Origin of the sequence: Novipirellula artificiosorum (assembly GCF_007860135.1) — a bacterium.
Taxonomy (GTDB): Bacteria; Planctomycetota; Planctomycetia; order Pirellulales; family Pirellulaceae; genus Novipirellula_A; species Novipirellula_A artificiosorum.
Genome location: NZ_SJPV01000044.1, coordinates 1 through 8,219, shown reverse-complemented (window position 1 = coordinate 8,219; position 8,219 = coordinate 1). Strand labels below are relative to the sequence as shown.

8 protein-coding genes are annotated in these 8,219 nt (G+C 51.9%); 5 read left to right on the top strand and 3 right to left on the bottom strand.

Annotated features, from left to right (window positions below):
- The first annotated feature begins 1,101 nt into the window (after nucleotides 1-1,101).
- A complete protein-coding gene (locus tag Poly41_RS33505; RefSeq protein WP_146531731.1) occupies nucleotides 1,102-1,461 on the top strand; it encodes a hypothetical protein in 360 nt (119 codons plus the stop codon).
- Nucleotides 1,462-1,478: 17 nt separating this feature from the next.
- On the opposite strand, the gene Poly41_RS33500 is transcribed toward Poly41_RS33505, so the two are convergent.
- Complete coding sequence (locus Poly41_RS33500) at nucleotides 1,479-2,669, bottom strand: reverse transcriptase domain-containing protein (RefSeq protein ID WP_146531730.1); 1,191 nt, start codon at nucleotides 2,667-2,669, stop codon at nucleotides 1,479-1,481.
- Nucleotides 2,670-2,741: 72 nt separating this feature from the next.
- Nucleotides 2,742-3,950, bottom strand: coding sequence for a recombinase zinc beta ribbon domain-containing protein (locus Poly41_RS33495; protein ID WP_146531729.1), 1,209 nt, complete (start codon nucleotides 3,948-3,950; stop codon nucleotides 2,742-2,744).
- 328 nt (nucleotides 3,951-4,278) lie between these two features.
- Here Poly41_RS33495 and Poly41_RS33490 point away from each other — a divergent pair, with 328 nt between their 5' ends.
- Together Poly41_RS33490 and Poly41_RS33485 are read left to right on the top strand one after the other, a co-directional pair.
- A complete protein-coding gene (locus Poly41_RS33490; RefSeq protein WP_146531728.1) occupies nucleotides 4,279-5,064 on the top strand; it encodes a hypothetical protein in 786 nt (261 codons plus the stop codon).
- Between the two features lie 126 nt (nucleotides 5,065-5,190).
- Nucleotides 5,191-5,769: a hypothetical protein gene (locus tag Poly41_RS33485; RefSeq protein ID WP_146531727.1), complete on the top strand. Its 579-nt coding sequence runs from the start codon at nucleotides 5,191-5,193 to the stop codon at nucleotides 5,767-5,769.
- A 637-nt stretch (nucleotides 5,770-6,406) separates the two neighbouring features.
- On the opposite strand, the gene Poly41_RS33480 is transcribed toward Poly41_RS33485, so the two are convergent.
- Nucleotides 6,407-7,336, bottom strand: coding sequence for an IS110 family transposase (locus Poly41_RS33480; protein WP_146531726.1), 930 nt, complete (start codon nucleotides 7,334-7,336; stop codon nucleotides 6,407-6,409).
- A gap of 245 nt (nucleotides 7,337-7,581) precedes the next feature.
- Here Poly41_RS33480 and Poly41_RS35505 point away from each other — a divergent pair, with 245 nt between their 5' ends.
- Both Poly41_RS35505 and Poly41_RS33470 read left to right on the top strand, forming a co-directional pair.
- Nucleotides 7,582-7,806, top strand: a complete 225-nt coding sequence (locus tag Poly41_RS35505; RefSeq protein WP_146531725.1) for an addiction module protein — start codon at nucleotides 7,582-7,584, stop codon at nucleotides 7,804-7,806.
- The gene (locus tag Poly41_RS33470; RefSeq protein WP_146531724.1) at nucleotides 7,806-8,102 is read left to right on the top strand and encodes a type II toxin-antitoxin system RelE/ParE family toxin; all 297 of its coding nucleotides are present in this window, start codon (nucleotides 7,806-7,808) and stop codon (nucleotides 8,100-8,102) included. The genes Poly41_RS35505 and Poly41_RS33470 overlap by 1 nt, the downstream gene beginning before the upstream one ends.
- Nucleotides 8,103-8,219 lie beyond the last annotated feature (117 nt).

The window sequence follows — 8,219 nt, the reverse complement described above, 5'->3', positions numbered from 1 at the left end:
TAAGGTGCATCTGGCGCTGATGGGTTGGCGATTGATCTTGATTTAAGCACCAATACCAATAACCGATTCGTCCGCCAGATGCATTTCCTTTATTGAAAAATTGTGTGTTCGAGCCCCTTCCGCCTCGCCTTCGCTTCGGCCCGCACCGCGATCAGGGGCCGAAGCGAAGCCGAGGCGGAAAGGGGAGCCCCCATTCTGCTGAGCCCGAGCCAAGGTCAAGAACTCAACGACTTGCACCCACTAATTCCGTGGGAGAGCCATTATTTTAGGCGTCGATGTTGAATTCCTCGACTTCGACGACGACGGCGTCGTTGACTTACTCGTTCACGAGCAGATAATGTTCGATGAAGAACTAGTTCGCTATGCAATTACACCGAGCGGATTTGCTCGGGTAACAGAAGATGAAACTTCTAAATAGCTGAGCGAACGCGACATAACCGAGCCGATGCTCAAATTCGTTGTTCAAGAAGCCCGCCAATATTGAGGTGGGCACAATTGGCACATGCGTTGCTTATTAGGGTTTTCAATCTCGCTGGCCTTCGCTGGTCCGATGATGCACAATGAACCAATGATTTCTCCAACTTCAACCTCCTTCTTTCCGGCTCATTGCGTACACCCAGTCCAAAACGCTTGACGAAGAAATCAAGCGTCTCTTTCATTTTTCAGGGTGAAGCAATGATTTCAATCGCTTCGCATTCGCTCGGACTAAACCGCACTAACGCAGCCGGTGGTTTAGCGCTGCTCCGCTCCAAAACTTGGTTTGGCAACTTGAACCGATTTCTCCTGTCTTCAAATCTTCGCAGAGCTTCTTTCCGAACTTGGGTATCCCATGCTGCTGTGCAACCCACCATTAAGTAGTGTACTGAAATTCCACGCCGTGGCCGCATCGTGTTGCCGAAAGAGCAAAAAACACGTCACCACATCGCGCGGACTTGAGGACAAAATGCCGGTCAAGAAAACTATGCCGCGCAGCGGCTTTCTTGAACCATCGCATGAACGGGAGCCGCCGATGACGCGGGACTTGAAGTCATAGCTTTTTTGCGGCGGCCCCGTTACCGCTGTCGTTCGTCAACAAGTTGCTTTAAGAATTGGAGCTCAGAAATGAATCGTTACGTTGCACCTTTTGTTTTTTTGGCCGTATTAATCGGGACTGTTTTCTCCATCGCTGCTACGCAAGATGTCCCACATCAAGGCGACTCCCGATTTGCTGGGAAGGCCGTAATAATCCAAACGGAAGGCGTTTATTTCGGCGTGAGGGATGATGTTCGATTTGAGTCGATCGGAAGCACTGATTACATTGTCCTTTCATCACGGCACGACAGGACCTATGACCAGTGGTACCGTTTAGACATAGTCGATGAACTCAAGATCTTCGACTCTAAAGAGGAGGCACTCTCGTACGACAAAATGGCTCGTCCGAACGTGTATCGCACGCGGGAGAGCAAATCCGGCGAGGAATAGGTGACGAACAATGGCATTCACCCGAGCCGCGTTGGCGGGGCGAGTTGCCAATTGAAAATTGTTTCCCGCGGATTGGTGATGCCCGCCGTTCGTCGGATCAAGTCATCCTCAACGAGCATCAAAATGCAAGTTGCCCAATCCACTATTGCCGTTTGCATCTTTTTGACGGCTTGCCTGCCGGTAGCCTGGTCTGAAGATGATATTGGAGTGAAGCTGTCAAGTCTCGGCGCGGATTGTGAATACGACGACGACGGGAACCTAACGGGTGTGTTCTTCGATACGGGTGTGTTCTTCGGTTCTGTTGGTCCGACTCTTGCGACCGCTGACGATCTTAAGCTCTTACTCAACCTAAACCATCTCGCTGACCTTTCGATCACCGGGATACATCTCGGCAACGACGGACTTAAACACATTGCCTCGATTCGCAAACTAAAGCGATTGAACGCTTCGGATACGAAGACTGTCGATGCGGATTTGACAAACCTTGCAGGGCTAGAAACGCTTGAGGAACTTGACCTCAGCCGTCTCTGAATCGACACGCCACGTTTGCGACGTGTCAGCTCTTTGACGCGGTCTTTGAACTTGCGAAGTTTCTTCCCACTTACTTTGAATCGGCCTCCGGTACCGTGAAAGCAATAACCGAGATACTCGGTTGCCTCCGCAGGTCGAATGCCGCTCTTCTCGCGGTTGATCACGAGCTTCAGTTTGCCAGTCAGGTAGCGTTCCACCGAAGCAAAGACGCGTGTGGCCGACTGCTCAGTCTTGGAGAACACCAAGAAGTCATCCGCATAACGTACAAAGCGATGACCACGTGACTCCATCTCCTTGTCAAAATCATCCAGCAGGACGTTTGAAAGAAACGGAGATAACGGACCGCCTTGCATCGTGCCTTCGCTCGATGGGTGGAATTGGGTATCGATCATCACACCGGCTCGTAAGTAGTTCCCGATCAGTCGCAGCAGTCTCTTATCGCGGACTTTGCGACCAACGCGATGCATCAACACATCATGTTGAACGGTGTCGAAGAACTTCGACAGGTCGATATCGACGCACCAGCGATAGCCGGCACGAAGATGCTGTTGAACGAGATGAATCGCTTCGTGAGCCGAGCGATGAGGACGAAAGCCAAAGCTTGATTCGGAGAACTCCGGATCAAAGATTGGCGTCAGGACTAAGAAGATGGCTTGCTGGACGAGACGGTCGATCACGTTTGGGACGGTGGCCGCATACTACACCTCTTGCAATAGGCTTTAGGGATAGAAGTTGTGAAAACAACGGAATTACTGGGGTTTGATGCGTGTCGACTGGGCAACTCGCTTCACTAACTCTTGCTCAAGCTCGGGCGTGATTGCTAGCAAGTAAGGCGAGCCAGCGTTGTGGCGACGTCCGGTGATCAGCCCTTTGTTGATCCAATAGTAGACCACGCCAATTCTGACTCCCAGTTGCTTGGCAAGCTCCTTTACTGTCAGTTCCCCTGCTTTCCTATTATCGGCACGAGGGATGTCGTGCCTGTGGCGAATCCACTTGATACTTTTGATCGTGAAGGCATTTCCCTTGTTCGTATTAAGCCCTTCATCGTTAAACCGATCCGCGATCTGCCCATCATCCAACGTCCTCGCCAGATCACGAACGCGCTCGATCAAAGCTTCATCATGACGCCAACGTTCCGCTACCGACTGAGGCAACTCGACATGGAGTTCTTCACACACACCTCCCTGCCAACGCACTTGTAAGAGTACAACACGCGACTCTGTTTTCTTAACCGTAATGTCACTGATCAACAGTTGCAGGATTCGCTTCTTGTCCTTCCATGCAGTTGTCGTGTTGTGCCATAGCTTGGGAAGGTTTTTAGCAAGCTCAAGTACTTCATCTCTCTGCTGCGAAGTTAGCTTCCGAGACTGCTGTTGCAGGCGATCGATTTGATCCTTCACGTCTTGCAGTTCGATCAGCGCGTCGTTCCAACGCTGTTCGAGTGTCACTGCAACGAGCCGATTACTCGGATCGACTTGTTCGTAACGCCGCTGAGCCAGTTCCGCTTCATACTCGGCTCGCTGCAAACGCATCTTCCACTGAGCATCTATTTGTTCGTGGCGATGCGAAACGACATCAAACGCATCGATCGCCAACTGTATCTGGTCGTTGCTGAGCACCTCAAGCACACGCCGCTCGATGGCACCATCCAGTGGCGGACACTGTACCGTCAAACAAGCTTTCGTTGACAATCCCTCACGCTTTCGCCAATTGCATTGATAGGTCGGATAGATACCGCCGTTGCCTTGGTAACGCGGCGTCAAGCGGTGGCCACAGCATCCGCAGACTAATAGCCCCTGCAGTAACGCCAACCCTTCTCGTGCCGGTCCGCTCAAAACCATCTCCTGTGTGTTGGTTCGGTTCCTTGACAACTGATCCAGATTCTTTGTGTACTGCTCAAAGGTGATATACCCTTCATGATGATCTCGCAAGTTCACCAACCAATTTTCTTCGGGCATACGCTCAATACGCGATCGGACATCACCGTCAGCCAGAATCTCTTTGACCGTACGCTATTTGACAGGCGGTCCGATCAGCGACCATCGCATTGTCTCGGCAAATGCTTTGGAAGTGACGTTCATGGCGCGAGAAGGGAAACGAACCGGAGGCGAGCTTTCCGTCCACACCCACAGCCCTATCTGGTAGACTCCTATTGACGAATCAGCCGTCCTGATTCCATCGCCACGGGAACCCCTAACCGGCGACAAAGCTCAACGCACGATCTATGCATGCACGTCCCGTGCCTCCATAGATCGCAATTCGTTATCCAATGAAAGAAATCGCACTATGAGTCGGACGTTCTTCGCAATCGTGATTCATTTGTCGCTGGCGTTGCCGTGCCTCGCGAACAACAGCTTTTTCATCCCGGGCGACGCATTTTTCTACTTCGAGATTGATCAAGCCGAATGGGGTGCTCTGCAAAGCAGGAAGCTGTCAGTCATGAAGTATGACCGGCCCGAAGAGCTGTCTTTCATGCTCTGCGGCTATGCAGGTTATGAGAACCTTGATATCGCAAATCTGCCTGAAGAGTATTGGACTCGAATTGTTGAGGCGATCGCCACGATGAAGAAAAAGTATCCCACCAAAATCGTCGAGATTGATCATGGGGAGACGGGCTCATTCGGTGGGCCATCAGGGGTTGAAAAAAAAGAAGTCAACAAGATTCGAGTCTTCGTGTGCAACAAGTCGTTTGATTTTGGTAAACATCGGATTGCACTTAAGTACAACGAATCGTGGCCGGAAGCTGGCGTTGCATTAGGACTCCGAAGAGACCACTTTCAATACGATTTCTTTGTTGCCTCGGCTCAAGCTATTGTTGAATCCTGGCGCATGGGGGCAGACGTGCGCCCGCTCAGTGTCCAATTGCCGACTTCAGGCCGCATCCATTTCAAGGAGCCGATGAAATTTGATCCGGCGGAAGTCAAATTCTTGGTCTGCCCACCGGAACCCCTGTCATCCCTTTGTTTTCCACCTCGCGATTCGGACCTTAAATGCTTCTCCGTTTCAAAAGACGGCACCACAACGCTGACGGTGGATAAGTCCAAGAAATCAATTTGGACCGAGGGCAAGTAGCGCGAGTCACACGTTGGGACAACAATCCAATGCACCCGAGTCGCGAAGTCGGGCGTTTTGACAATGGAGAATCTCCCGTCGCGACCGGGTGATTGCAAACGTTCTCCCGCTTGAGCTTGAAAACCTATGCGTAAACGCTTGCTGGCAATTCTTGGCATTCTTGTTGTTGCTGGAATGGCATTCGGTGCTGGTCTCGTTTCGCAACGATATTACCAGCTTCTGGCGATTGCCGAGTCCGTCAATGTGATCGTCGGATCTGCCGAGCAACCGCCTGAATTGGAAACGTTTGCATTTCCCAACTCAGAATTGCGATCCAAGAGTTCTTCTGGCGGAGTCTCGAATCAACAGGGGATCATCATTCATAACCCACAGGTCGGAATGTGGACGACAGCCGATTCTTTCGAAGACGTACTCGTCCATTACGCCCGCACGATGGGTTTTGAAAAAGAAACTAACATCGAGAAACGACAGTCAATGACCAACACGGTTAGCTTCTTGGACATTGGCGGGGCGGACGCGTCATCGAAGGCACTGATTCGAGACAACTCAAAACCAGAATTAAGTGGATACCCGCCGCCAATGCGATCGGTTCGAGTCGAATGCCTGATTAGGAGAAAGAGAACGTACCATGTGAACGTCATCCTCTCGCGGGCGGATGACGATCAATTGACTCACATAATTGTCTTGTTTGATCCGCTGTTTTGATGCTCTAAATTTCCGGAAGTTCACTTCAGTTCAGAATGCGGGAGAACCATCGCGTGCACCCGAGTACGCGAGCCGGGCGGTCTTGAATTTGTAAGTCTTTCGCGCGTACCGGCTGATCGGTAACGACTATGAAGTCCAAGGTTGTGCAAGTGGCGGGTCTCCACTTTTTCCAATTTCCTGTTGTCATGTCATTTGAGTTGAAATCTCCTTTGGAGCCTGCCTTCGTCGGAGCCGCCTGTTGGTCGCTCGCCCCGCACTCGCGATAGCGAGCTTGGCGAACGACTGGCGGTGGAGACGTTGGGCAGGCGGAGGTTGCCTTTGTTGGTGAGCTTCGAGGGAGTGATCCGCACACGAATCACTGCGACTTTCAGTCAAGGATGTTGATTAAACGACTATTCGAGGTGTGAACGCATTTGAACTCTGATAGATCCGCTCACGGCGGACTGCGTCCTCTCAGTTATCCATGCACGGTTCAACGATCGCTTGTACGGTCATCGGCTCGTGGTGGGTGCAGCTTGCCTGGAGGCTTCTATGAGCAGCAAGCTACCTTCCGTTGGTGTGGCACATTCTTTAGGGCGACGTGTCTGGGCTTTCTGCGATTCGCAACTGCGATCGGTCCTAGGGCGAAAGATCAGGGTCAACTTGTCTCGGTGCTCATCACACTCAGGGTAGGTCTTGTCCTTGCCGTTGGTCTTAGTGAATGTTGTTCGGCTTCCTGAATCTCCGTGAATGATTGTCTTGGTGAAAGGGTTTGAGTTTTGAATTGGTTTGAGAAGCCACGATGGTCCGATTCGTTCGTCGATGTAAAGGCATCAGGCGGCCGATACTGGTTGTCCATCGTGGCTCCGTGTTTGATCAAGGCGAGCAGGATCTCAGCCGTTCGAGGTCCGACACCGGGAATCGTCATCAGACGTACAATGCGTGGGTCGGTTTTACCAATCGCTTCGATTTTTTTGACGATCATGTCCAATTGCTGTGTCAATGAATCGAGGATCGTCAGTTCGATGTCGAGTTCACCCTTCCAGAGTTCGTCGGCTCCACACTCTTGGATCGGTTTACGGAACGAGTCGATGTGCTCGCGTCCAGTGTGCCACGCCTTGTCCCCCGAGTCGATCGTGATGCCGTGGTTGACGAACCGGGCACGGATGGTGTTTTTGGTTTTGTTGATACGTCGGTCGAGCATCTTGCGATACTTGACCAGCGAGCGGAACTCGCGGTGCTCTTGCGAGGGCAGATGGACCGGCTCGAGTTCCCGCATGGCGGCCAATCGAGCGAGTTTGAGTGCATCGTCTTTGTCGGTTTTGCGTTTGACGTTGGCCCATCGCCAAGCTTCCTCGTTGGTCGAGCAAACGAGAGTGGAGAGGCCGAGCGATTGGGCCAAGTCGTTGATCCACCCTGAGGGGCGGCACGACTCCATCACGACGAGGTCGATTTTACGATTCTTGAAGACGCTTGTGAGGGCGTCACGGCGGGTCGTGACGTTGAGGAACGAGTGCTTTCTGGATTTTGTGTCAAAGAAGCAGCACATCGTATTGAATTTGCCGAGATCAAGAGCGAGAATTTTCATATTGAAGTTTCCTTGTGTTTGGTGGGTGGAGCGAATGTGACAAGCAGCCGCACGCTGCCCAGATCACGGGTCCGAGTCGCCAGTTTAATTACGAATGACTCCCACCCATCAAACCTCGGACTTACATGGATTCTTTCGCCGACTGGAAGCATTCGTTGGCCTCAATTTTCACCCGATTCTCGCGAACCTGGACTGATTTCATGCTGCAAGGTAGAATGGATCGACCCTCTCACTGCGAGTGACTAATGACTGTAGAACAAGCCATCTCTGATGTTGCATCCCTCCCGTTGGAGGATCAACTGCGCGTCGTTCAAGCAATTTGGGACCGCATGCCGCAAGACGCTGGCACGTCACTGACTGATCCGCAACGTACCGAACTTGACCGACGCTTAGCGAGCTACCACGCAAATTCCGATTCCGCGCTAACTGAATCGCAATTACGCAAGCAAATCCGTGATGCTCGCTCGTGATGGATGTCCGCTACGCCGACGAAGTTCGCGACGATCTGCTCGTGTCGATGGCCTGGCTGGATGAACGTTGCGGTGGACTCGGCGATCAATTGGAAGTGGAGTTCTTTGCTGCGGTTTCGGTCGTTCAGGATCGTCCATTTTCGTTTGCTGCGGATCATACTGGTTACCGCCCCTGCCGACTTCGTCGTTTCACCGCTGTGCTATACTATCGCATCGAATCTGACATCATTGTCGTGATGGGTTTATTTGTCGGTGGTCGTGATGAATCTCGACTTCACAATCGCGGCGAACCATGACATCGCTTTACGCTTGCTTGTCAAGCGTTCTAGCGGCAAGCGAGCCGATTCTTCGAGCTCGCGTTAAGCCGCTGAAGCTTCGACCATGCTTACCCTTGGAGTTGACTACCCCCATTT